Here is a 23,755-nt window from a genome sequence, read left to right on the forward strand (position 1 = left end):
GTCCTTTTGATCTTTTTTGTCTTTTCCCTGAACCCTGAACCCTGAACCCTGAACCCTGGTTTTCAAACCCTGACCCCCGATCCCTCAAATAAGCACCCCGGTTGGATCAGAGCGCCAGGATTGCAGCGCTTTCATATAGTTGGCGCGTTCAAATGCAGTCGGTTCCGCCACGTTTTTCTGGCTCATGCTGCCCTGCATCTGGACAATGGATTCATATTCGCGTTCTTCCATCCAGCGCGTGAGATCGGTCACAATTTCATTGATCCGTTTAAACCCGTGCTGGAGCAGTTCAGAGGTAATCATGGTGACCTTGGCCCCGGCCATCATGCCCTTGAGCACATCTTCATGGGTGTGGACGCCGCTGGTAATCGCCAGATCAACCGGCACGCGACCATAAAGAATTGCCACCCAGCGCAGAGGCAGACGGAGTTCGTTGGAATTGCTGAGGACCAGGTGCGGGACCACTTCCAGGTTTTCCAGATCAAAGTCCGGCTGGTAAAACCGGTTGAAGAGGACCAGTGCATCGGCGCCCTGGGTGGCCAGTCGGTGGGCCATATTGGCCGTGGCGCTAAAGTATGGGTTGAGTTTGACCGCGAGCGGCAGCGAAATGCTTTGTTTGACCTCGCAGACAATGTCCAGATACATTTGTTCGACCACCGTGCCGGTAATGTGCGGGTCGGTTGGAATGTAATATATATTGAGTTCCAACCCTTGCGCGCCGGCCTGTTCAATCTTTTTGGCGTAATCAACCCAGCCACCCGTCGAAATCCCATTCAAACTGCCGATGATTGGAATGTCGGTTGCCTCGCGGGCCCGGGCAATCAGATTGACATATTCATCTGGACCGAGATTGTACGCCGACGGTTCTGGAAAATAACTCATGGCTTCGGCATAACTTTCTGAACCATAGGCTAAGTAATGATCCAGACGATGGCTTTCGTGGGTAATTTGTTCCTCAAACAAAGAATACATGACAATGGCTGAGGCGCCGGCGTCTTCCATTCGGCGAATAGTATCCAGCGTTCTGGACAGGGGTGATGCCGATGGCACCACCGGATGTTTTAATTTGAGTCCCAGATAGGTCGTTGACAGATCCATATAACGCGTCCTCCTCAGCTCGGTTGTTCGGTTTTGGCCATTTTTTCGTACTTTTTCCAGCGTTCCATAATTTCACGTTGGGCGACTTCCATCAGGTGGGCCGCCGTCGTCGGATCGCTCTGAACGAGCATGCTGTAGCGGGTCTCGTTATAGGCATAGTCCTTGAGCGGCAGTTTCGGCGTTCGTGAATCGAGCAGGAACGGATTCTTGTTTTCGGCTTTCAGTCGCGGGTTATAGCGGAACAGCGGCCAGTACCCGGTTTCGGCAGCCAGTTTTTGCTGGTGCATTCCCTTGGCAATATCAATCCCGTGCGCAATGCAGTGGCTATAGGCAATGATGAGCGACGGCCCGTCATAACTTTCAGCTTCCTGGAAGGCTTTCAGGGTGTGGATGTCGCTGGCGCCCATCGCAATCTGGGCCACATACACATTGCCGTAACTGATCGCCATCAAGCCCAGGTCTTTTTTGCCAGTCGGTTTTCCACCAGCGGCAAATTTGGCAACCGCACCCATCGGCGTGGCTTTCGATGCCTGACCGCCGGTGTTGGAATAGACTTCGGTATCAAGGACCAGCAGGTTGATATTTCGACCACCAGCCAGCACGTGGTCAAGTCCGCCATAGCCGATGTCATAGGCCCAGCCGTCACCGCCGACAATCCAGACGCTCTTTTTGACCAGCATTTCCGACACACAGACCAAATCGCGAATTTGAAGGTGGTACTCAGGAAATTCGCCATCGCTGGTTTGCAGCTTTTGTTTCAAGATGGCGACTCGTTCGCGTTGGGCGCCGATTTCACCTTCGGTGTCCTGGGTGCTATTGAGCAGACCATCGGCCAGGTTGTCGCCGATGACCGTGCGCAATCGGGTGACCAGTTCGCGGGCATATTCGGTTTGTTTATCAATGGTGAGCCGCATGCCGAGTCCAAATTCCGCGTTGTCTTCAAACAAGGAATTGCTCCAGCTTGGTCCACGTCCATCTTTGTTGGTCGCCCAGGGGGTCGTTGGCAGGTTCCCGCCATAAATACTCGAACACCCCGTGGCGTTGGCAATCAACGCCCGGTCGCCAAAGAGCTGCGACAGGAGTTTCAAATACGGTGTTTCGCCACAGCCGGCGCAGGCACCAGAAAATTCAAAGAGGGGTTGGATGAGTTGGACGTTTTTCACGGAATCAACCTTGAGTGACTCGTGGACTGGAATGTCAGGTAACTTGAGGAAAAATTCCCAGTTGTCCCGTTCGACTTCTCTGAGTGGCAAATACGGTGCCATATTGATGGCGCGGCGTCCGGTTTGGGTCTTGTCCTTGACCGGGCAGACCTCGACGCACAGCCGGCAGCCTGTGCAGTCATCGGCTGAAACCTGAAGCGAATATTTTTTTCCAGGCAGTTCTTTAAACCGGGCATCGGTGTATTTAAAGGCCGCCGGCGCCGTTTCAAGTTCCGCCGGGTCATACACTTTGGCGCGAATCACCGCGTGTGGGCACACCATCACGCACTTGCCGCATTGAATACAGAGATCGGTTTCCCAGACTGGGACGTCCTGGGCAATGCACCGTTTTTCCCATTGGGTGGTGCCGACAGGGAATGTGCCGTCAATTGGGAAGGCGCTCACTGGCAACAGGTCGCCGCGACCAGCAATGATTTCGGCTTCGACGTTGCGCACAAAATCCGGGGCGTTGGCGGGCACGACCGGTGGTCGTTCAAAGGTACTGGTCAGTTGTTCGGGGACTGCCACCTGGTGCAGATTTTCAAGTGTCTGGTCAACGGCGGCGAAATTTTTGATCACCACGGCTTCACCGCGTTTGCCGTAGGTTTTGCGGATCGTGCCTTTGATTTTTTCAATTGCTTCTTCACGGGGCAGCACACCGCTGATGGCAAAGAAGCAGGTCTGCATCACGGTGTTGATGCGGTTGCCCATGCCCGCCTGTTTGGCCACCGAATAGCCGTCAACCACATAGAACTTGAGCTTGAGGCGAATGATTTGTTCCTGGAGCGAGCGCGGCAGCTTGTCCCAGACTTCATCGGGTCCATATGGACTGTTGAGCAGGAAGGTCGCGCCTTCACTGGCATTTTCGAGCACGTCAAATTGTTCGACAAAGCCAAACTGATGGACGGCGATAAAATTGGCACGTCGGATCAGGTACGTGCTGTTGATCGGGCGGGGGCCAAAGCGGAGGTGCGAAACGGTTCGCGCGCCGGATTTCTTCGAGTCATAGACGAAATACCCTTGAGCGTAAAACGGAGTCTCTTCGCCAATAATCTTGATTGAGTTTTTGTTGGCGCCAACCGTGCCGTCAGCTCCGAGTCCCCAGAAGAGTGCCCGGACGACATCATCGGCTTCGATATCAAAGTTCGGATCAAAATCGAGGCTCGTGTGCGTCACGTCATCATTGATACCGATGGTGAAGTGGTTTTTCGGCTTGTCTTTGGCAAGTTCGTCAAACACGGCCTTGACCATGGCCGGGGTGAATTCTTTGGATGACAGGCCATAGCGACCGCCGATGACTTTCGGGAATTTGGTAAACGGCGACAGGACCTGACCGTTGATGTAATCTTCGCTGATGGCGGTGAGGATATCCTGATAGAGCGGTTCGCCCGAGGCGCCAGGTTCTTTGGTGCGATCCAGTACCGCGATGGATTTGACGGTGGCCGGCAGCCCTTTCAGGAAATGTTCAACTGAAAATGGCCGATAGAGCCTGACTTTCAAGAGGCCGACTTTCTCGCCTTGTGCCAGCAGGTAATTGACGGTTTCTTCGGCGGTTTCACAGCCTGAACCCATCATCACAATGACGCGTTCGGCTTCCGGGTCACCGACATAATCAAACAGGTGATACTGCCGCCCGATCAACCGGGCAAACTTGTCCATCGTGTCCTGAACGATTCCGGGTGTCTCGGTATAAAAAGGATTGATCGTTTCGCGGGCCTGGAAAAAGACGTCCGGGTTTTGGGCCGTGCCTCGAATGACCGGACGGTCAGGTGACATCGCACGCATGCGGTGGGCATAAACGCTTTCACGGTCAATCATTGCGGAGATATCTTCTTCCGGAATGCGCTCGATTTTCATCACTTCGTGTGACGTTCGAAAACCGTCAAATACATGAAGGAAGGGAACACGGGCTTTGAGTGTGGAACTTTGCGCAATCAGCGCAAAATCCATCACTTCCTGCGGCGAACAGGCAAACAACTGCGCCCAGCCGGTTGACCGGACCGACATCACATCGCTGTGGTCGCCAAAAATTGAAAGTGCGTGGGTGGCGATTGAGCGGGCGGCGATATGAAACACGGTGCTGGTTAATTCGCCCGCAATCTTAAACATGTTGGGAATCATCAACAGCAGTCCCTGGCTTGAAGTGAAGGTCGTGGTCAGGGCACCGGTTTGGAGCGCACCGTGGACGGCACCTGCCGCGCCGCCTTCAGATTGCATTTCCTGCACGAGTGGAATGCTGCCGAAAATATTGGTCTGGCCGGCAACCGACCAGGCATCAGACAATTCCCCCATCGCCGAAGACGGGGTAATCGGATAAATGGCAATCACTTCATTGGTTTTGTGCGCGATATAAGCGGCGGCTTCATTTCCTTCCAGGGTAACTTTTTCGCGATTCATTGCTCGTCCTACCTTTCGCTGGCTGTTGTTTTCCTCAGTTGTGGCTGGCCGAAAACCTGGTGCCCGATCACGTCCTGATGAAATTCAATAGCATTGAATTATTAAGTAAGTGCTGTATTTTCAACTGGTTGTCATTCTGATTCGAGGAGACGCAACTCATCTGACCAGTTCGACAAACAGGAACCGTGAGCAACCATCAAAAACTTTTCACCGAGATTGGGTCGTTGCTGTGCTGGAGACCGATTTGGGGTTGTACCTCACTTGATTTAGAAGAGGAGCAAATCCCGTGCCTTGATTGAAAAGGGGGATTTTCCGCAAAGGCAGCATGAAGAATGAAAAAAGTGGTGAGTGGCTGGTGATGCGAATGACCTCACTTTTGCCCAAGATGGCATCGAGTGGAATTGGATTTCACGAAACTCTCTTTGTCACTCCCATCAAACTGACTTCAAGGGTGTCCTTTATGTCCTTTATGTCCTTTATGTCCTTTATGTCCTTTGGTTTGGACTCAACCAACCATCACTGAGACCAAAAATGAGGTGAGAGCCAGAAACACAAAAACGCCGTGCCAACCTGAACTCAATTGAACAGGGCAGCACGGCGGTGGATGGGAAAAATTCGATTCTTTCGTTGTGAGAAGCGAGTTTTAATATTTTTCGGGTTCGATAGGTTGAATAAACTTGCCCAGCGCAAAGCGATTTAATGATCGGAGCGATTGGAGTTGGTCAGTTTTCCAGCCCCCTGAGTCAGTTTTTACATTGGTGATGGACAGGGCCACCTGGCTCGCTGACTCCATGGTAATTCCTTGCTTATCAAGTTTGGTTGAAGTGCCAGGTTTGACTTTCAAACCAAGTTGATAGGTGAAATCAACTGATTGCCCAGGGGCAATGCTGACTGGCTGCTGCCAGAGCGCAACACAATTATGAGAGCCATCTGGCAAAAATCCCGTGATGAGAAATTCAATATTGTGGATTGTCGTTTGACCCTGGTTCCTCACGGTGCCGGTCAACACTTGTTTTTGATCCATGTCCATGATCACAGCCGTTTCCACTTTGATTGGCCAGGCAGGTGAAATCATCTGGTTGACTGCGATTTGTTTTGAACTGTAAGCATATTCTTGAGCTGCGGTTGAACCCAGGAACGGGTTCGTGAATACAAAGCAGAGAACAGCAAACAGAAAGAGGGAAGAGTATTTCATAATTCTTCTCAAGTTTAGATTCCAAAAAATGTGATATTGGGATGTATGCGAACCAGAGGGGGAAACCCTCGAACCTGACATTTGTTCAACTTTTTAAAGCTGAGCCGATCATAAAGAACAAACCCAGGTCAATCAACCCCATAAACGCCAGGATAAGGAAATTTTAGCGTCTTTGAGACAGCGAGATGAGGAGACACGGGGACAAGGCATACACATCAACGGAAATCAAAGCTGTGACAAGTCACAGCACTCCATATTCTTTTTCTGAACAGCTACCACTTCCGCTTTTGTTTTTTCACGTTCAGCACTTTGCCGGTCACGCCGTCAATCGTGCAGACATAAAGCGGATGCCCGATGTCATTGATGGACCACTGAAAGACGATCTTCTGGGTCAGATCAATTGAGAACCCAAGGCTGGTTGAAGAAGTAATGATTTTATCCGGCTTGCGCAATTCAATCGTCCAGACTTGTTTACCAGTTGCCCATTCGTACCTGGTCACCGTGTCGCCTGAAGCGAAAAAGATAGCATCCTTAAAACTGGCGCCCATGACGTCATTCCCATCCGGATTGCTCACCGGATGCGACCATTTGGGCTTCATGGTGGTTGTGTCCCACAAGGTCATTTCATAGCTGTAGTCTTTACCTGGTTCTTCTGGTTGCAGTAGCGCGACCGTCAGGAGTTCATTTTGATGAGCGATGAATTGCAGTTGGCGCAACGTGCTTTTTTCAAAACCGGGGCAGGAAAATTTGAGCGCGGAATCGCCTCGGACGGGGATTTTGATTCCCTGGCCGGAAACGTCAATTTCGTAGCGCGCTTCGGATGTTTCAATGGTGACATACTTCAGAAAAACCGGGTGGTCTTCGGTTGCATTTTGAAAAGTTTGATAGGTGGTCGGTGCCGATGCCGTGGGTCTTTGCGGCACGATTGCCAGAGTTGGAAGTGCGGCTGACAGCACCAGCCAGCCAGAGAGAAGTACAAGCAGAGTCAAACGAAACATAGGTGGTCCTTATGGTATTTAGGGTTCAGGGTTCGGAGAAATACAATTATTTCAATGGTTTAGTCTTTTGATAATCGGGAATATGATTCCAAAAAGGTAATATTTTTTATGATGGAGGTGTCATTTGAGGGGAGAGGTTCAGTCGTTTCTCCGGTGTTGAAGAATTGGTTTTCGCCCGGATGGGCGCCGGAAAGTAGCCGGTGTGGAAGCCTGCTTTGAGGCGCACCCACCGGAATCCAGGCCGCGAAGCGTTCGCGCCCGGATGGGCGCTGCACAATGTGTTCGGTACGATTCAATGATTGAAAGAACTGCCTTTTCACAAAACCCTGAACCCTCATCGGTCTCATTCTCCATCAACATCAAGCCCCGCCAACCAGCTTCTGATGATTCCAGCTTCGGGTATCTGCATCTCCTCAGCCGCCTGGAGTGCCAGTGTCAATAATCGCCGGGCTTCGGCACGGTCATCAGGTTGATTTCGTTGCATCAAAAGCAGACTGAATTTTGCTCGCCCAACCAAAAGGTCACGTTTGGCATTGAGCTTTTCATAAACCGGCAACTCTTCCTCCTGCCGAATCCGCAACGCTTCGTCCAACTCCCCACGCGCCGCCAGAATGTCGGCGATCTGCCCCAGCGTCACCGCCCGCTCCCGCACATCGCCCAACCGGCTATAGACCGGCAACTGTTCCTCCTGCCGAATCCGCAACGCTTAGTCCAACTCCCCACGCGCCGCCAGAATGTCGGCTTTGACCCCGGCTGCCAGGGCTACCTCACGGTCCGCTCCTCGTTTTTGGTCAAGCGTATGTTTGGCTTCAGCCGCATCCCAGGCGGTTTTTGGTTCACCAGCTTTGAGGGCAACCAGGCACAGCGTCCAATAGAAATTTGATTTTGAAAGATCATCCTGGCAGACAGAAAGTCCAGCCCGGCAAAATTGAATCCAGGCGTGGAATGGGCCCACGATGGAAGCAAACCAACTGGCGGCTTGTTCGATGTGGTTCAGCTCTGGTTCTGAAAGATTGGCGGTTTGGACTATTTCCAGCCAGTTGACCAGTGCTGCCTGTTCAATATGAATCGCCCGCCAGCAATCACCTTGCTGTTGGTGGGCTTCATCAGTGTTTTCAGCCGCTTTCGGAAAACGAACCGTAAACCAGTCGGTCATGCGATCAAGGGCTGTTTTGGCATCCGCCAGCGAACGGAAGTATTCCGCCAGAAGCGGGTGAATATTCCACGCCGGGTCAGGGCGCACTGTTTTGGGAACAGTTTCAACCAGCGAAAACTTTTGTGCCGTGACGATCAGCGTTTCAAAATCGTGTTCCTCCAAACCGGCAACGGCAGCGCCAATCCCAGGCCCAAAACCGGCAACCGGCAAGTACCCCAACAAGGCAAGGGCGGAGCACATTCGGTCACCGTCATGATCAAAATGACGGCGAAGCAATTCCAACGAAAGTTCAAAGGTGCTTCGCAAAATGGTGCGGGCTCTGTCTGCCGGATCAGTTGGGTCAGCCGGGCCAAGATCGAGTTGTTTCCGGTGGAGTTCATCTAAAAACCATTTGACCGAATACCCGTCAAGCAAATACCCAACTGCGAGGTGGATCGCCAGCGGAAGGAAGCCCAGCTCTTTGACCAGTCGTTTTTGGTCCACCAGCGGAGGCAATGGATATTTCCCAAATTCAGCCAGGAGTTGTTTGAGTGCATCTTCTTCAGTGAAGGGCTGGATGGAAACCTGTTCCCACTTTGAATTTTGTCGTCCTAATCCTTGAAGCCGTCCGGTGATGATGATTGGAACGGAAGACAATTGACTGACCAGTTGTCCGACCACCGACGCGATGGCACTGGAGTCCACATTTTCGATATGGAGCAAAGTCAGGAAGTTGAACAAACGTTCACGCAGAAGCTTCCAAGGATCAGCTCCGCCATAACTCACCTGGAGTTGGTCAAGCAACGTGTCGCGCAATTGCTCTGCTGTCCTGACATCATCTGATTGGAGCACCAGCCGTTTGTACCCGCCTGGAAATCGGTCGTGATGTCGTTGGGCAAATTCATCCGCCAGATAGGATTTACCGACGCCGGGCATGCCGTGAACCGCGCAAATCGCCACGGGTTGAGGATTGCCAGTGGCGGGAAGTAATGCCTTTTCGAGGGTTTCGAGTTCGGTAATCCGACCGATGAAAACACGTTCGCGGAGTTCAATATCTGGTTCGGGAGGTGGTGGAACAACCCACCAGCGAAGCCGGCCATTGTTGGTGTTTTTGTATATTTCATTGGTGTCACTCCAGAAGCCACCTTTTGCCCAGCCTCGAAACCACAGATCAAATTTGAGCGGGCGTCCAGTCTGGTCAAAGGTAATGTCAATCACCTGACAGCAATTCGGATATTTATCGTGTTCATAGAGACACCCGGCAGCCAGGTGCCGGAGCGAGCGTTGCGGGTCTGCCCATTCTGAGACTTCGGTCTCGTGGAGGTGTCCGCGAAGGAGCAAATCCAGGTTCTCGGAAACAAAGCGGCGACAGTCATTTCCATCGGCTAAATCTTCCAGCGGATGGTGGATCAATCCAATCCGAAACCCGGGAAGGGAAGCACCTTTTTCCGTCGCAAGGCGCATCACCTGATCTTCAGTCAACCGGAGTTTTCCGCTGTCGTTGTTATCTCCGGCGAGCCATGCGGAGTCGAGGCCAATGATGTGCAGGTCAAATGGAAACCCATTTAATCGTAGCGTTTGCCGGTAGCCAAGGTTGGAGTGCAATTGAGCATCTGGAAGCAACGCAGTCCGTCCAAAAGCTCGGAGCCACTCACGGTAGGCTTGTTGCCGTTCCAAAATGGCGGCAAGTTGTGCAGCTTCAAATCCAAATGGTGGTTTTCCGCCGGCCACCCAGTTGGAAAGATTGACGGCTGAAGCTTGAAAAAAATCGCTGCGGAGTTTTTCCCAGACTGGTTTTTGAACAGTTCGGTCAACATCGTGATTCCCAGGCACGACAAAAAATCGTTCGGGAGGCACCTTGAGCCGGGTGAGCGTCAGGTCAAGAAACTCCGAAGCTTTTTCATATTCCGCAGGCTGTCCTGAAAACGCCAGGTCTCCGGTAAAGCACACCAGATCAACTGGTTTTCCATCTGCGACAATTTTGGAGAGGTTGTCTTCCCACTCTTTGCCAAGCACTCGACGTCGGCGCCAATCATCAGATGGTTTCTGGTGGAAGTCCGAAATATGAAAAATGCGGATGGTGTATTCGGTCATAAACCTGGAAATCCGTGAAATCAAAACAGTTGTTGGAGAAAGCTCGAAAGCGTGAAATCAAAGAAGAATGATCCGCGCTGGTTGGAAGAGAATGATCAAAGGACATTCTCAATCATTAAGGAGCAATCTGCAACAAAACTCTTTCAGAAAACGGAAAGGTGACCGATGCTCAGCTTTGCTGAAGTTGTTGTGCTCTCGCCATTGGCAAACTGGTTGCCGTGAAACCAGGCAATGGGTATCGTTCACGAAGAGAACTCCTGGCTCATATCGAGAACCTGTATTTGTGGAGAAGCCGAAATGACTCACGAAGAAATGGAACGCACGATGGGGTTTATTCTGACTCAGCAAGCCAAATTCAGCGTGGATATTGATTTGTTGAAAGAGTCTCAGGAACGACTGACTGAAAATCAGGCCAGAATGTCTGCCGACATCGGAAGGTTAACCGAAAATCAGGCCAGTATGGCTGCAAATCAGGCGAGCATGTCTGCCGACATTGCCAGTTTGATCGAACTCTCGCGGAGATCAATGGAAACGGCGGATGCCGACCGGCGGCTGGTTCGTGAGATGGTTCAAGATTTAAAGGAAATGGTTTATCGGGTTGAATCGAAGGCCGACGATGCCTTGAGACTTGCCCGGAGGAGCGATTCTCCGTCATCGGGCTCGGAGTAGCCTAAGACCAATTTGCAATAAAGCGCTCGTATCATAAAATAGTCAAATAGTTCAATCAAATAAACTTAGTACAAGTCCCCATAAATGGGGGATGGAATTTCGGTGATTCCGAATTGGCTTTCGCCCGGATGGGCGCCGGACAATAGCCGGTGGTTTGCCGCTTTGGGCACACCACCGGATCTTTGGTCCGCAGTGGTTCGCGCCCGGATGGGCGCTGGAAGCTGGTTCGGGTCCCGGTTTTCGTGGAAGTTTCGGCTGCTGGCTCACGACTCCTGTTCCAGCGCCCATCCGGGCGCGAACCCGTGATGGCGACTCTTTCCGGTGGCCGCCTGTCCAAAGCGACACTTGTCACCGGCTATTGTCCGGCGCCCATCCGGGCGAAAACCAATTTTCTCCTGGCGAGTAGTCGAATTTCATCCCCCTTTTATGGGGACTTGTACTTAGCGAACGACTGACGACTGACTACTGACTCTTATTATTTTGTGGTTCGTTCCCGATACTGCGACTGCGGTTGCAGCGTCTTGGTGGTGTGTTCGGTGACGCTGAGTGGAGGCTCTGGAAGCAGGTTCGGTTGAGCCAGGGGTCGCTCTGGCAAGGGGAGGGAATTCGATTGTACCGGAGGTGCCATGTGCAGATAGAGTTTCAACAGTCGAGACCACTGAAAGAGAAACACGCTGGCAAGACCCATAATCATCAACAATCCAATGAGAAATAACGGCACGGCTTCGCCGACCTGTCCTCGCTCCAGTAACTTGATGGCAAAGAAAAACAACAGGATCAGTGCTCCACCTCCGATCACACCAACCGTGGTTGACACATATTTCACCATCTCTGTCAGTTGATGCGATGGCACCACCATTTCGGCGGGTCTTCCCTGGAGTGACAATTGCGTTCCACACCGGTTGCAGAATTTCAGTTGGGATGGCAAATCGGTTCCACAGGCTGGGCAGTACATAAATCAAAGTTCTCCTTCAAAAAAACAAACCATACCTTACCCGCTTGTTTGCTGGGAAGTGTTTTCTTTGTGAGATGTTACCGGAAAAGTCAAGTCGAATTCGAGTGAGGGATACTGGCTTTTGATCCGGCTTCAGTCAGTCCAGGTGCCCTCTGTCATCGCCATTCACCCTGGAGCGTAAACGCCGCCCAATAAAATGGAGAGCGAAACCGGGGGTTTTTCATCAGTGTCAGTTGTGCTGTTCGTAGGGCCGCGACTGGACGTTGATGATTCTGAAACATGGCTCGATAAAATTCCTTCATAAAGACTGCCGTGGCTTTATCGTCAACTTTCCACAGGCTGGCGACCACCCGGCTGGCGCCGGCATACATAAAGGCACGCGTCAGCCCAACCAGCCCTTCGCCACGGACTTCTTTTCCGAGACCGGTGCGGCAGGCACTCAGGACCACCAGTTCCACCGGGATTTTCAGATTCACCAGATCCGAAACCCGCAAAAACCCATCTACGTCCGTGCCTTTCTCATTGACCAGCGACAGGACAATGCCTGAAAGCTCCGGATTCTGACTGTTGAGGAGCCCGTGGGTGGCAAAATGAATCACCTGATACTGATCAAACGGAAGATGAAGGGCTGTATCGCGGCTGGTTTCAAAATCCAGGGCGAGTTTAAAGTCCTTTGGTGAAAGACCAGTGGTAATGTCAATTGCTTCCCGGCGGGAAAAGGGAAGTCGCCCTAAGGAGGTATCCCCTGGAAAATCACGCAATACCTGATGCTTTGAGGCACTGGCGACTACCTGTTCGGGCGGGTTCTTTTTGGTCTGGGCCAGTTCTTTTTTGAGTCGGCTATCGGTTGAGGTAAATACTGGATCGGCAAAAACCGCCAGTTTTTTTGACGCCAGCTTGCGATGGTCACCTTCTTTTCTTAAAACCGGTACGGCTGAAATTGACGGGAGGTATAAAATCTCGTTGGTTGTCACCAGGGAGGCTGGCACAGTTTGTGATTCACCCGCCGCAGGTGCAATTGGCAACACACCCAGCGGGATATATTGCAAAATTCCATCACTGACAACGATGAGTCGTTTTCCTTCTAACTCGGCTGCGGCTGGCGCCAGGATCATCTGACTTAACGCCTGGGCGGCCTCACCGATGGCTGATTGAGCCGATGGCGAACTGGAAGTTTCTGCCGCTGGATTGGCACTGAGTGCGTCATACACCCGGCGGGCAACGGGTTCGATGGTAGTGCGACCAGGGAGTTGGTACGTTTTTATGGTTGTTTGGGAAACAACCCACAAATAGCTTTGTTTTTCACCGAGTAGATATTCAAGCAGCACGGTGTCGGGATCAAGTATCTGCTGTTGTATTTCCTCAACCGAGAGCGGTTTGGATTGAAACACCGATGAATATTTTGGGTTCTCAGTTCGGATTTTGGTTTGTACCTGATCAAGTTGATTCAGACAGTCCTGGACTTCTTTTTCACCCGCGCTGATTTTGTCGGCGGGCTGATTGGTGCTGGTCAATTTTCGGAGAGTAATGAACTTTTCGCTCAACTGCCGCTGAAGCTTCTGTTCCTCAGTCAGGAGTTCCGGTCTGACCCCCTGACGCAGACCCAGTTGATTTTCCCGCAACAGTTCCACAAAGCTTCGCGCCCGGCTCCCTTCGGCCATTTGAAAGGCCAGCCTGGCATAGTCTGCCTGGGGATGTTCCTGATCGAGCTGCACCAGGACTTCAATATAGCTGCCGTACAGTGCCTGAACCGTTGCAAAGTAGGCCGCCCGAGTTTGAGGACTGGCTGTATTTTGACGCAAGAGTTCAACCAGTCTGATGCCTTCCTCAAAGGTGGTTTTGGCTGCTAAAAGTTGACGCAAGTCTTTTTGTAATGACCCCAGACTTCCAAGTGATCTGATTTGAGTTTCAGTATCGCCAGTTTGCTGACCCAGCCGAAGTGCCGATTGGTGAGCTTCCTCTGCCTTGGAAAATTCCTTCGTCAGGTGATAAAGCCGCCCAATATTGTTCAGCGTCGAAGCTTGAATGATGGGATTGCTGATTTTTTTGTGCAATTCGAGCGCCTGAAGATAATGGCTCAACGCCTGGGGCAAATCACCCATTCGGCGGTAGATGACACCGAGCGTCGTCAACGATGAGGCTTCGATGTACTGATATCCATATTCGTGACTGAGTTGAATTGCCTGCTTGAGGATTTCTGAGCCTTTGGCATAGTCCCTGATCATCAGGTAGACATACCCAAGATTGTTGGCGAGATTGGCTTCGCTGTGGATAAATTTATTTTTGTGAGCCATTTCCAGAGCTTTGGAATAATAGCCAATCGCCGTTTCATATTCGCCTAACGCATCATAGGTGGCAGCTAAATCATTGAACGCTCTTACTATTTCCCTATCCACCTGACGGGACTGAGCCAGATCGTGTGCCTGGGTCAGGATTTCAATTGCCTTTTGAGGGTTTCCCATCTGGAAGTAGGTATGGCCCAGGTCACTCAGGATCAATAGCTCACTCGCCTGGTCTTTGACTTCGCGCTGGATGACCAGCGCTTTCTCAAAATATTCAATCGCTGTTTGTTGCTCACCCGCCAGTTTGTGAACGGCACCAATATTGCCCAAACACGTTGCTTCATGAAATCGGATGCCTATTTTACGACTGAGTTCCAACATCTGGTGATAGGTTTTCAGGGCTTCCGGAAGTCGTCCTGAATATTGATAGATCCCTCCCACCGCGGAAAGTGCAACACATTCAGTGTCTTTATCTCCTGCATCATGAAAGATCTGGGCTGCCTGCTGGTATTTTTCCAGGGCTTTCTCAAAGTTGTTCAAACGCTCATACACCTGTCCTGATTCCTGTACAAACAATGCCTCAGCGCGCTTATCACCAAGGCGTTGGCTCAATTGAGTTCCCGCTCCAAGTTTGGTGAGGGCCCGGTGCAATTGTTCTGGGTCATCGGTTTGAGAGAATTTTTGAACCTCATCAAAAAATTGCGGCAGGTTCACATAATCTGCAAATTGGCAAAAATCATCTGGCGTGGCTGGATGTCGCTCACTGACCGTAAGTTCAAAAAAGCTGGAAGTGGATGTTGGATCTTTTGGTTTAATTTCAAGCTCATACCGGCCACCCGATCCTGAAACAAAAAAGATCATCTGGGAGCCATAGGTGCCCAACGGAAATGACCGTTCAAGTCGCAGGTTTTGGTCAGCACTTCTGAGTCGAATCGTTGTGGTAACCCCATGCTGGACAACTTTTCCTTCAAGGACCGAATTTTCAGGGAGTGAGAGTGAGTAGACATATTTCTCGCCTGTCACGACTGTTTTTCGAAGTGTCGTTCCAAAAGAGAATGGCGCTGATTGAGGGGATTGAGTGACAGGTGGTGGGTTGGGAACATTGGTTGTTGACGGTGACTGCTGGCCATAACTGGTTGTGAATCCAATGATAAGCCAAATGAATATTCTTGAATCCCATACAAGACGCTTTAGGCATCGATTTATCGCGTGCATAACTGAGTACCCTGTTGTTTTCAGAGGATAGCTGATGGGAAATTCCCGTGAGTTAGCTGTCACCGTTCATACCATAGTATATCAAGGACTAATTTTTGGACAAAAAAAGACGAACCGTGGCCACATTGGCCATGGTTCGTCTTTGGGGAAACAACTGATGAATGTGGAGGCTTGCTACACGGCAACGACTTCGAGTTCCGGGTCAACTTCGCTCCGCAGGATATGCTGGATGGCGTACAGCGTTCCGGAAATGGAGCTTGGGCAGCTTCCACAGGCGCCTTGATACCGGACCGATAAGGTTTTTCCTTCAAGTCCCATAATTTGCAGGCCACCACCATCCCCAGCCAGCCCAGGTCGGATCCGAAGGTCCAAAATTTCATTGATTTGATCCAGCTTGGGGTTCAATCCGGGCAAAAAGGCCGCCTCCGCTGGCACCTGGGCGGCAATCGAAGCCGCTGCTCGAATTGGGATTGCCACCTGACGCAGCAATTCATCCCAACCAATTTCATTGTCTTTGGTAATGGTCACAAAGCGGTCCATGATAAAGACGCTCTTGACGTGTGGAATCGTAAACAGCGATTCGGCCAGCGGGTCTGAAGCTGCCTCCGCCGGGGTGGCGAAACTGTGTGAGACACCTGGCGCGGTCAATGGTTCTTTCAAAATGATCTTGCGAGCATTTGGATTTGGCGTGTATTCGATATCCTCAATCTTAGGCATACCCCCATACTCCTCGTTGAAAAATTGCAGATGATGAGTGAAAAGGGAAGCCTACAGGAGGTGGGGGCGCCCGGTCTATCCGACTTTCCAGTCCAGAGGAGTGTCCGGCTCACCTGTGTTGGCGGGTGGTTCGTCAGTCCCATCTGGAGCAGCGAGTGCCGCAAGCTGGATTTCCAGCAACGCAAGCCGGTCATTGAGTGCTACCAGTTCATACCCCATGTCACATTCATCCAGATAGGTCCATTTGTATTCCGGATCATCAGACAGAATCACAATGTCTTTTTGGTTCGTTGGGAACTTGATCAACATTTTAAATGGATCTGTCTCAACCGGGCTTGGGTATAAATCACCATAGCCAATCTCGCCAGTGGATTTTTTAACTACTTTGAAAGCCATATCCTTGATTCCAAATACCTTAAATTTGATCTGGGTCTTGTCCAAGCTGACGGAGCAATTCAGCAAGGCGTGCGGCTTTTTGCTCAGCTTCGATGGCTTTTTGCTCGGCTTGTTCAGCTCGACGCAATGCGGATTCTTTTTCTCTTCGTTCCTGTTCCAGGCGTTCGTCGAGGTGTGGAATCCAGTGGCCAGACTTGTCATACCACCGGAGCCAAAGCCGATGATTGTCGTGGTAGCTGCCTTCCCATAGCCCAAGTCCTAATTCGATTTCTTCAAACCAAAATCGCCCTTGATGATTGAGCACTTCCTCATACCGTGTCCCCGACAATTTCAGGATTTTTAACTCGTCCGTATGTCGGCTGAAGAGCACATAATAGGGAACCCGCAAAATTTGCTCGTAAACCTCCCATTTGGAAGGGGATTCGCCTAGTTTTCGAGGTCGAGATTTGCCAAGGTCTTCATCTTTGGTACTTTCCGACAGGAATTCAACAATGATCATGGGCGCCGTTCCTTCCTGCCAAATCACATAGCTGTCACGCAATTTCCGTCCGTTTTTCACGCCAACCGCAACAAACCAATCTGGCCGCTTGCACTGGCCGGTGTTATGCACGTTGAAATACAAATTCACATCTGCGGCGATACAGATTTCTTCGGGCGCATAAACCGGTGACTGAAATGTGTCTTCGAGTAGACGGGGCTGCCAAAGATGAAAAAAGTCTGGCACACCTGGGTCTCCTATCTGTTCGGATGGTAGATCTTCCATGGTTGGAAGTGTTTCTTTTGGTGGCAACGGGTGGTCCAATGTTTGATATTTGGTGGACATTTCTGGCCTCCTAAAAGAATGTAGAATAAATAAGTTATCTGCCGCTTGAACAAAGTTTCCAGGGAAGGGTGGTCTTGGTTTTCACCAAATCAAATATATCGTAGCCCCAATTTCATTGTTTCCGCAACAAAATGAAATGTCGTTAAGAAACAGGCTCAAATTGTTTGTGCCCTACAGGTTAAAAGGTTCTTCATTTTATATTCCTCATTTGAACCGGTTCAATCAGGTCAGCCGGAGTAAACCCAAAAATTCGCGAATAGAAATAAAACTCGCCGTCGAGCGTGCGCTTGATGTTTTCAGCTTTGCGGAAGCCGTGTTGTTCGCCTTCATAAGCCACATAGGCCACCGGAAGCCCTTTTCGTTCCAGTGCCGCCACCATCATTTCCGCCTGATTGGGAGGAACGACTTTGTCTTCCAACCCTTGAAAGAAAATCACTGGACACGAAAGCTGGTCAACAAAGTGAATCGGCGACCGTTCGACGCACACCCGTTCCCAGTCAGGCCCGAACAGAAAATCCTGGTATCGGGATTCGAACTTGTGGGTGTCACGCACCAGTGCCAGGGCATCGCTTACGCCATAAAAACTGGCCCCGGCGTGAAATACATTGTGAAAGGTCAATGCACAGAGCACGGTGTAGCCTCCGGCACTGCCGCCATCAATCGCCAGCCGGTTGGCATCTACCAGCCCTTGACCCACCACATACCGGGCCGCGTTGATGCAATCCTGGACATCAACCACACCCCACTCAGCACGAAGCCGCTCGCGGTACTCGCGTCCATATCCAGTACTGCCGCCATAATTGACATCCAGTACGGCAAAACCACGACTGGTCCAGTATTGATACCCCCAGGTCAAAATCGGATAGGTCTGTCCGGTCGGACCGCCATGACATTTGACCAGCAGCGGAGGTTTTTCACCTTCAGGTGCCTCGAAATCAGGATTGGTCGGCGGATAATAAAAAGCATGGGCCGTCAACCCCTGCTCGGTTGGAAATTCAATTGCCTGGGGAACCGACAAAAACCGTTCGTCAACCGCCAGGGTGCTGGATGTGCGCAACACTTCGACCTGAAGCGTCTCCAGGTCAAGCCGAACCACCTGACTCGATTCAGTTGGAGACGCAGCACAAAAAACCGCCGCACCCGGAACCGTACTCACATTCCAAATTTTGGTGTAGGGAAGATCAATTTTGCGAAAGTCGCCAGTCTGCAGATTGATTGTGGCCAGACGCGATTGGCCGTGCTCAATGTAGCTGCACACCATCCGTTCAGCCGACTCAATCGCAAACAGGGTCATGCCAAATACCCAGTGGGGTTCGGCAAATTCGGCGTTCATTGGGCACACCGGCTGAATATCACCTGACTTCCACCGATAGAGATTCCACCAGCCGGTTTGGTCTGACACAAAATACAATTCGCCGGAAGGTGACCAGGTTGGCTGGACAATTGATTCCGTCCGGCCACCAGCCATCAGAGAGCGGTTGATGAGTTCACTGGATTCAGCAACTTCGGCCATCCATAGCTCAGTGCCATCCCAGGGAAGGTTGGGGTGTGACCATTCAATCCAGGTCAAAAACTTTCCGTCGGGACTCAGTCTCGGCGTGGAGTAAAAATCATTGCCTTCCACCAGCACCGAAATGGTTCCAGATCCATCGAGTGTGACCGCACCCAGAAAGTTCCGGGCTTCGTGATCTTCCGGTGAGTGATCTTCGCACACACAAATCAGCCGCTGATGGGCTCGATCAATGGCTGCATCCGCATATCGCATTTGGGTTTCCGGCGTGATCGCTTCAGGTGCGGACCCTGAACTTGTGCGGTACAGCCGTTGATCCCGGTAGTTTGAAAAGTACACCGTCTGTGTGTCAATGAGCACCGGAGCGCCGCCGTATTCGTGAACTCTGGTTCGCGCGTTAAAGCCTTCGGGAATCAAATCAGTCGTTGTCCCATCGCCATTCCATTTGACCAGGACGCTCCGTCCAGCCTCAAGCGGGCGACCTTCAATCCAGTACATGTCGTGGCCTGACACGTGGATTTCGAGCAGGTTGACGGTTTTGGCGACAATCAAATCAGAGGAAATTGGGGATTTCCACGAACCAAACGGAGCACTGTGGAGTGATGTCATAGGAGTCAGGGTTCAGGGTTCAGGGTTCAGGGGCATAAGCGCCAGGATAAGGATTTCAGGCCCGCAGGGTCGTCGTGCAATAGCCGTGGTGCGAAGCCCACGGTTTCTCGGCCAGAACCAGACCCAGGCCAGGCAATGGTGTCGTTTGGTGTCTACGGAAGGAGCTCAGGTTTCCTTATCCTGGCGCTTATGGGGTTCAGGGTTCAGGGGTGTGTGAACCTCACCAGTCTATGAGTTGGCCAAAAGGAGTTTTTCCAGCACCGCCATTCGTACGGCCACGCCGTTTTGGACCTGTTCCAGGATTTTGGATTGGACTGAATCAGCAATTTCAGAAGCAATTTCCACGTTTCGGTTGATTGGACCAGGGTGCAACACAATCGCATTCGGGCGAGCCAGATCAAGTCGGGATTGATTCAGGCCATAGAACTTGAAGTACTCGCCCAGGGTTGGCAGGAAGGCACTGTTTTGGCGTTCGCGCTGGATTCGCAACATCATAATGGCATCGGCATCAGTTACGGCATCTTGAATGGAATTATAAACCGTTGCTGTTCCAGGATTTCCATCCGCCAGATGTTCTATTCCATCCGCCAGTAACGTTCTGGGACCGCCAATTCGAACCTGGGCGCCGAGTTTGGTCAGCAAATGAACATTTGAGCGGGCCACCCGACTGTGAAGCACATCGCCCAGAATTGCCACCGTCAACCCGGCGATTTTCCCGAAATGTCGCCGAATCGTGAGCGCATCAAGCAGCGCCTGGGTGGGATGTTCATGCGCACCGTCTCCGGCATTGATGAAATGCGCCTGTGAAAAATTCGCCAGATGGGCCGGCACTCCCGAAGTCGAGTGCCGAACCACCACCGCATCGGGTCGCATGGCATCCAGGGTCAAAATGGTATCGCGAAGCGTCTCGCCTTTCGTCACACTTGAGGCGCCAACGACCAGATTGACCACTTCCATTCCAAGACGCTTGGCCGCGATTTCAAATGACGTGCGGGTGCGGGTCGAGGCTTCAAAAAACAAATTCACCAGCGTCCGCCCGGCACATCGGGAGAGCGTTGCTTGATCAGGAGTTTCGAGTGGAAGAAAGCCATCAGCTCGATCCAGCACATCAAGAATCATCTGAATGTTGAGCGGGCGAATGCCAAGTAAGTCTTTCATAATGAGCGAGGTAGCGAGGTAGCGAAGTAGCGAGGTAGCGAGGTAGCGAGGTAGCGAGTAGTCAGAACAAATACTCCCAAATTTGAAGTGTTCAAAAATTATTGACAGCCTCCAGAACTTAAAGGTCAAGGATCCAATTCAAACTGTGATGGATTGACTACTCGCTACTCGCTACCTCGCTACTCGCTCTTGCTCTTCGCTTCAACAATGAGCACCTGATTGATGTCGTCAATGCTATCAATCATGACTTTGACGATTTCGCTGGCTTTGGTGGCCACTTTTTCGCCAATGTAATCGGCCTGGATCGGGAGTTCGCGAAAGCCCCGGTCAACCATGACGGCGAGTTGAACGCATTTCGGGCGACCGATATGAAAGAGTGCATCCAGCGCCGCCCGGATGGTGCGTCCGGTATAGAGCACGTCGTCCACCAGCACGATGGTGTAGGAAGTGATGTCTTCCGGCATTTCGGTTTGGTTGACAACCGGAGCACTGGCGACCAGGGTCAGGTCATCGCGATAGAGTGTGATATCCAGGATTCCAACCGGAGGGCGGCTCCCTTCGAGTTCGGCAATCCGGTCGGCCATGCGTTCAGCCAGCGGAACGCCACGTCGTCGGATTCCGGTTAACAGCAAATCCTGGCTGCCGTGGTTGCGTTCCACGATTTCAGACGCCATGCGGGCCAGAACCCGGTTCATTTGAGGCGCGTCCATCAGACGGACTTTTTCAATGAATTCCATAAAAATGTCTCGGTTTTTTAGTCAGTCGCCGGTAGTCGGTCGTCAGTCGTTCATCAACTTGAGGAGATTGAGTGATTTAACTGGCTACAACGGCAGATTGGTGATGAAAAATGAGTTGTGAAAAGGACGGTCGTAGCTTGTAACACAGGAAACAGCCGTGTCTCAAGCACGAGAAAAACTTTCAATTCACTTAAAAAAATTTGGCTGAAGAAAAGGCAGTGCGTGAGCCTGCTTTCTCCAGCCAAAAATCAAATCATCAAGTCTGAATCCAAACCTGGGTGGTCCTACTGCTCAGGCGTGTCGTTTCTGCTTCTACCGGATTTTGTGGTATGCCAGGCTCACCTTGGAAAGAAAGGGCCTGTCAGTACCACCCGCGTCAGTGGGCCTGGTTGCTTCCAAACCCACCCGCTCACACGGGTGGTACTCACTAAGTACCGATTGTGATTGGTGGAAACACAAGAAGGAACGAAGCATTGCTGCCATCAAGCGATTCGATCAAATAAACTTATCGAACGACTGACAACGAACTGGTATTATTGTTCTGGTGAGTTGTTCTCCAAAATATCCAGAAAGACCCGAATCGTTTTGCCTTCGATGAGCGCCACATCATAGTTGCGATCACCTCCGAAATTCCCAACTACGATTCGGGTATCGAGGCTAGTTGAGGCGCCTTCATACCGAATGACCGGCACCCCATTGGCCAAAAGAATCCGATTGGTTGGGTTTGCTTCGTCCTGGGCTAAACCCAGTACCGACCCGTTTCCAGCCTGTGGCGCCTGGGCCATTCCCAGCAGCTTGAAGTTTTCCGGAAGTGAAAATTCAGTTGACGCCAGGTAGTTTCCGCTTCCATCGGTGGAATACACCCGTACCCGGTCGTCTCCCAATACCAGCAGGTCCGTTCCGCTGTACACAAAATCCACCGTTCCAACCGAAGGGATCACATCCCGAGTGACAATTTCCGATTCAATCGGAGTCCCAAACGTCGTGGCCGAAGTCCGGGGGAACACCAGAAGTCGGCGCTGGTTGTCCCCATCTTCAGCAATTGCCAGCACATCAACCAGGTCATCCTGATTCACATCAAGCACTTTCAACCCTCGGAGCGGAGTCGAACCTGAAGTTGGAATCACAATCGGCGGGCCAAAGGTTCGGTCTGGCCTTTCAGCTCGAACGGTCAATTCCGTTCCGCCAGTGACCTTCAGGAAGGCATACACTTGCTGAACGCCACCAATCCGGACAAAATCAATTCCACGCGCCATGGCCTCACATTCCTGGCTCAGGCCGGTTTCAAACGGGTCACTTCCTACAACGCCAAGGTTGCGGTCCAGATAAAGGGTAGTTGCTGGTTGAGGTTGGCCAACTGGTTGAGCCAAAATATCGAGTTCAAAATCTCGGGAAGTATTGAACTGTCCAGATTCGGCACTGAGTGTCGCACCAAACGGCAGGTTGAACCGGGAATCAAAACTGAATGAGCCAGTTCCGGAACTGAAATAGATTTGACTGGCCTGGTCGGGAAATCCGATGAACAGGTCATCTGGCCCGTCTCCACCAAAATTCCAGGTGACCACCGACGTCACATCGGAGTGAAGCAAAGTGACTTTGGTTTGGGAAACTGTGATGAGACCAAGGCCAGTTGTTCCTCCACGAACCACCGACACCCAGGCAGAACGTCCCTGGTAGCCCTCAATTGGCTCTTCGACGCTGACCGAAACTGCTTTTCCAAACGGTAGCGTGGGCACACCTACAAACTCAAAAAAGCCCCCCGCGTCAGTAACCGTGGTCTGGTTGTCGCTTTGGAGCGTCACCTGGGCATTGGCAACACCAGTTCCGATTGGAGTCACCACCCTTCCGGTCACAGTCGTCAATGGATCTGGAGCGATTTGAATCGTCACCGGTGCGGCTTCCCCGACATTCCCGGCAGAGTCAATCGCGCGGGCTTCGAACGTGAGTTGCGTTCCCGGCGCGGCATTCGGAACCGTGTAGGACAGTTGGAACGGCGCTTCGGTCAAATTGGCGGCAACCTGGCCGTTGATTTTGATTTCGACCCCGACCACGGCACTGTCATCGGTGGCGGAAACCGCAATCGGGAACGTTTCGCCTCCCACAACCGTCAGATCAGCCGTTGGCGATGTAATTTCAGCCTGTGGTGCAACGTCATTGCGATCCGTCTGGTTGTACTGGCTGATGATGAGTCGCGAATCTCCTGTGCGCTGGTTTTGATTGCCGTTGATCGCAGATGCTGTCAGGTAGGTAAACGATTCATCCACGGCAATTCCAGTTGCAAACCGGTAGCGGTTGATACCGCCGGGTACATCCAGGCGTGACGCTGGAACCACTCCAGCCAGGACCGCACGCGACTGGTTTTCAGGTATGACATACACTGGAATAAACCCAACTGAAAGCCCTCGACCAATCGCACTAAAGATCAGGTTTCCGTGGACTTCCAGATCGGAAAGAATCGTGAGTTCAAGTGGTGTCACCCCAGCGATTTGCGGAGACTCAGGGTCCTGGACATTGACTGAAAGCAGGCCATTCTCAAATGTTTCCGACGACCGTCCAGCAATCAGC

The 23,755-nt window shown here is 51.6% G+C and carries 17 protein-coding genes; 2 read left to right on the forward strand and 15 right to left on the reverse strand.

Annotated features, from left to right (window positions below):
- Positions 1–84 precede the first annotated feature (84 nt).
- The 6 genes from HY774_04615 to HY774_04640 all read right to left on the reverse strand — a co-directional run bounded on the left by HY774_04615 (position 85) and on the right by HY774_04640 (position 10,119).
- Positions 85–1,098 carry a dihydroorotate dehydrogenase-like protein gene (locus HY774_04615; protein MBI4747744.1) on the reverse strand — a complete coding sequence of 338 codons (1,014 nt, stop codon included), beginning with the start codon at positions 1,096–1,098 and terminating at the stop codon, positions 85–87.
- Positions 1,099–1,112: 14 nt separating this feature from the next.
- On the reverse strand, positions 1,113–4,697 hold the full coding sequence (nifJ, locus tag HY774_04620) for a pyruvate:ferredoxin (flavodoxin) oxidoreductase (protein ID MBI4747745.1): 3,585 nt from the start codon (positions 4,695–4,697) through the stop codon (positions 1,113–1,115).
- A 643-nt stretch (positions 4,698–5,340) separates the two neighbouring features.
- Positions 5,341–5,892 carry a hypothetical protein gene (locus tag HY774_04625; GenBank protein MBI4747746.1) on the reverse strand — a complete coding sequence of 184 codons (552 nt, stop codon included), beginning with the start codon at positions 5,890–5,892 and terminating at the stop codon, positions 5,341–5,343.
- 272 nt (positions 5,893–6,164) lie between these two features.
- Positions 6,165–6,890 carry a hypothetical protein gene (locus HY774_04630; GenBank protein ID MBI4747747.1) on the reverse strand — a complete coding sequence of 242 codons (726 nt, stop codon included), beginning with the start codon at positions 6,888–6,890 and terminating at the stop codon, positions 6,165–6,167.
- Between the two features lie 343 nt (positions 6,891–7,233).
- Positions 7,234–7,593: a hypothetical protein gene (locus HY774_04635; protein MBI4747748.1), complete on the reverse strand. Its 360-nt coding sequence runs from the start codon at positions 7,591–7,593 to the stop codon at positions 7,234–7,236.
- 3 nt (positions 7,594–7,596) lie between these two features.
- Positions 7,597–10,119: a metallophosphoesterase gene (locus HY774_04640; protein MBI4747749.1), complete on the reverse strand. Its 2,523-nt coding sequence runs from the start codon at positions 10,117–10,119 to the stop codon at positions 7,597–7,599.
- Between the two features lie 297 nt (positions 10,120–10,416).
- Here HY774_04640 and HY774_04645 point away from each other — a divergent pair, with 297 nt between their 5' ends.
- Positions 10,417–10,788, forward strand: coding sequence for a hypothetical protein (locus HY774_04645; GenBank protein ID MBI4747750.1), 372 nt, complete (start codon positions 10,417–10,419; stop codon positions 10,786–10,788).
- Positions 10,789–10,937: 149 nt separating this feature from the next.
- On the forward strand, positions 10,938–11,243 hold the full coding sequence (locus tag HY774_04650; protein MBI4747751.1) for a hypothetical protein: 306 nt from the start codon (positions 10,938–10,940) through the stop codon (positions 11,241–11,243).
- A gap of 20 nt (positions 11,244–11,263) precedes the next feature.
- Here HY774_04650 and HY774_04655 read toward each other — a convergent pair whose 3' ends face one another.
- The 9 genes from HY774_04655 to HY774_04695 form a co-directional block, all read right to left on the reverse strand.
- Positions 11,264–11,743, reverse strand: coding sequence for a zinc ribbon domain-containing protein (locus HY774_04655; GenBank protein MBI4747752.1), 480 nt, complete (start codon positions 11,741–11,743; stop codon positions 11,264–11,266).
- 155 nt (positions 11,744–11,898) lie between these two features.
- Positions 11,899–15,048 (reverse strand): CHAT domain-containing protein, encoded by a 3,150-nt coding sequence (locus HY774_04660; protein MBI4747753.1) that lies wholly within the window; start codon positions 15,046–15,048, stop codon positions 11,899–11,901.
- Between the two features lie 366 nt (positions 15,049–15,414).
- Positions 15,415–15,957: a NifU family protein gene (locus HY774_04665; protein ID MBI4747754.1), complete on the reverse strand. Its 543-nt coding sequence runs from the start codon at positions 15,955–15,957 to the stop codon at positions 15,415–15,417.
- Between the two features lie 75 nt (positions 15,958–16,032).
- The gene (locus HY774_04670; protein ID MBI4747755.1) at positions 16,033–16,353 is read right to left on the reverse strand and encodes a hypothetical protein; all 321 of its coding nucleotides are present in this window, start codon (positions 16,351–16,353) and stop codon (positions 16,033–16,035) included.
- A 19-nt stretch (positions 16,354–16,372) separates the two neighbouring features.
- The gene (locus tag HY774_04675) at positions 16,373–17,176 is read right to left on the reverse strand and encodes a Uma2 family endonuclease (protein MBI4747756.1); all 804 of its coding nucleotides are present in this window, start codon (positions 17,174–17,176) and stop codon (positions 16,373–16,375) included.
- A 190-nt stretch (positions 17,177–17,366) separates the two neighbouring features.
- Positions 17,367–19,295, reverse strand: a complete 1,929-nt coding sequence (locus HY774_04680; protein MBI4747757.1) for a S9 family peptidase — start codon at positions 19,293–19,295, stop codon at positions 17,367–17,369.
- Between the two features lie 228 nt (positions 19,296–19,523).
- A complete protein-coding gene (locus tag HY774_04685) occupies positions 19,524–20,453 on the reverse strand; it encodes an aspartate carbamoyltransferase catalytic subunit (GenBank protein MBI4747758.1) in 930 nt (309 codons plus the stop codon).
- Positions 20,454–20,632: 179 nt separating this feature from the next.
- The gene (pyrR, locus tag HY774_04690; GenBank protein MBI4747759.1) at positions 20,633–21,190 is read right to left on the reverse strand and encodes a bifunctional pyr operon transcriptional regulator/uracil phosphoribosyltransferase PyrR; all 558 of its coding nucleotides are present in this window, start codon (positions 21,188–21,190) and stop codon (positions 20,633–20,635) included.
- 533 nt (positions 21,191–21,723) lie between these two features.
- Positions 21,724–23,755: hypothetical protein (locus tag HY774_04695; protein ID MBI4747760.1), on the reverse strand; the 2,032-nt coding region annotated here is incomplete at its 5' end.

This window comes from Acidobacteriota bacterium, from assembly GCA_016208495.1.
In the GTDB taxonomy this organism is placed as follows: domain Bacteria; phylum Acidobacteriota; class Blastocatellia; order Chloracidobacteriales; family Chloracidobacteriaceae; genus JACQXX01.

Excerpts from the sequence above, each read along its gene's own strand:
- HY774_04625 (MBI4747746.1), bottom strand. The coding sequence starts at position 5,892 with ATGAAATACTCTTCCCTCTTTCTGTTTGCTGTTCTCTGCTTTGTATTC.
- HY774_04615 (MBI4747744.1), bottom strand. The coding sequence starts at position 1,098 with ATGGATCTGTCAACGACCTATCTGGGACTCAAATTAAAACATCCGGTG.
- HY774_04680 (MBI4747757.1), bottom strand. The coding sequence starts at position 19,295 with ATGACATCACTCCACAGTGCTCCGTTTGGTTCGTGGAAATCCCCAATT.
- HY774_04640 (MBI4747749.1), bottom strand. The coding sequence starts at position 10,119 with ATGACCGAATACACCATCCGCATTTTTCATATTTCGGACTTCCACCAG.
- pyrR (MBI4747759.1), bottom strand. The coding sequence starts at position 21,190 with ATGGAATTCATTGAAAAAGTCCGTCTGATGGACGCGCCTCAAATGAAC.
- nifJ (MBI4747745.1), bottom strand. The coding sequence starts at position 4,697 with ATGAATCGCGAAAAAGTTACCCTGGAAGGAAATGAAGCCGCCGCTTAT.
- HY774_04655 (MBI4747752.1), bottom strand. The coding sequence starts at position 11,743 with ATGTACTGCCCAGCCTGTGGAACCGATTTGCCATCCCAACTGAAATTC.
- HY774_04645 (MBI4747750.1), top strand. The coding sequence starts at position 10,417 with ATGACTCACGAAGAAATGGAACGCACGATGGGGTTTATTCTGACTCAG.
- HY774_04675 (MBI4747756.1), bottom strand. The coding sequence starts at position 17,176 with ATGTCCACCAAATATCAAACATTGGACCACCCGTTGCCACCAAAAGAA.
- HY774_04685 (MBI4747758.1), bottom strand. The coding sequence starts at position 20,453 with ATGAAAGACTTACTTGGCATTCGCCCGCTCAACATTCAGATGATTCTT.
- HY774_04630 (MBI4747747.1), bottom strand. The coding sequence starts at position 6,890 with ATGTTTCGTTTGACTCTGCTTGTACTTCTCTCTGGCTGGCTGGTGCTG.
- HY774_04665 (MBI4747754.1), bottom strand. The coding sequence starts at position 15,957 with ATGCCTAAGATTGAGGATATCGAATACACGCCAAATCCAAATGCTCGC.
- HY774_04670 (MBI4747755.1), bottom strand. The coding sequence starts at position 16,353 with ATGGCTTTCAAAGTAGTTAAAAAATCCACTGGCGAGATTGGCTATGGT.